This is a genomic window from Lactobacillus fornicalis (assembly GCF_055362665.1).
In genome coordinates, this window is the sequence record NZ_JBLTIM010000027.1 from 1 (window position 1) to 1,371 (window position 1,371).

Below are 1,371 nucleotides of genomic sequence, written 5' to 3' on the forward strand. Positions count from 1 at the left end.
GAGACCGTAAAATAGTTTGTGTAAGGATGAATTATTCCTTAATTTAATTTCCTAAAACATTAGAAAAAGGAGTTCCTTTCTCGTATGATTGGTTTGAACAAAAAAAACATACAGAAAGAAGAACTCCTTCATGAATGATTTTACCAAAAATATAACTCAAGCTCTATTCAATCAAGATAAAATTAATGATTTGCTTCGTCATGAAATCCAACAAGCTGTTAATGACATGTTAGAATCTGAACTGACTGCCTTTTTAGGATATGATCCCTATGCTAGAAATGGCTGGAATACTGGTAATTCTAGAAATGGTGCGTATTTCCGTAAAATTGATACCCAGTTTGGATCAATTGAGGTACAAGTGCCACGAGATCGCAATGGTATGTTTCATCAACACACTCTGCCAGACTATAAACAACATACTGATCTCTTAGAAGATATGGTTATAAAGCTTTATTCTAAAGGTGTAACCACTAGAGAAATAGCTAATTTGATCGAAAAAATGTATGGCAGTCATTATAGTCCAGCTCAAGTGTCTAATATCTCTAAGCAAATGATTCCTAAAGTTGAGGCTTATCACAAGCGTAAGCTGAGCGATAAGTTCTTTTGTGTTTATCTTGATACAACGTATATACCGTTGCGTCGAGAAACTTTTGAACGAGAAGCAGTATATATTGCCATTGGCATCAAGCCTAATGGTCACAAGGAAGTTATCGACTACTGCATTGCGCCTAGTGAGAATATTGAAGTCTGGACGGCGTTGCTCCAGAACATGAAATCTCGTGGTTTAAAGCAAGTAGAGCTTTTCCTTTCAGATGGCGTTGTCGGCATGAAAGCAGCACTGGCAAAGACCTATCCTCAAGCTCATTTCCAACGCTGCTTGGTCCATGTTATGCGCAACATCTGCGCTAAAGTACGCGTGGACGATCGCGAGGCAATCATGAACGAATTCAAGCAGATTCACCAGCAAGCCAATAAAGCGGCTGCTGTTGATGTATTGCATGCTTTTTATGCCAAATGGAACAAGAGCTACAATCGTGTCATTAGAAACCTGAAAGACATCGAGCCAGACCTGCTTGTTTTTTATAATTATCCTAAGCAGATCAGGGCTTCAATTTACTCTACCAACATGATCGAATCCTTTAATAACGTCATTAAGCGCAAGGCTAAGCCTAAAGCGGAGTTCCCGACTGAACAGTCGCTTGATACTTTTATTGGCATCCAAGCAATGAGCTACAATGACCGCTACTTCAACCGAATTCACAAAGGCTTTGGTCAAGTCCAGGATACCTTAGAATCCTATTTTGAATAAATAAAACGTTAAAAAAACAATTTACGAGAAAGATCTATTTACACAAAAAATTTGACAGTTTC

The 1,371-nt window shown here is 38.2% G+C and carries 1 protein-coding gene; it reads left to right on the forward strand.

Going from position 1 to position 1,371, the window contains the following annotated elements:
• Positions 1-130: 130 nt before the first annotated feature.
• Positions 131-1,309, forward strand: coding sequence for an IS256 family transposase (locus ACNDLV_RS06265; protein ID WP_006584480.1), 1,179 nt, complete (start codon positions 131-133; stop codon positions 1,307-1,309).
• Positions 1,310-1,371: the final 62 nt, after the last annotated feature.

What these genes read in the sequence shown, in the direction of transcription:
- ACNDLV_RS06265 (WP_006584480.1), top strand. Translation starts at nt 131, where the DNA reads ATGAATGATTTTACCAAAAATATAACTCAAGCTCTATTCAATCAAGAT.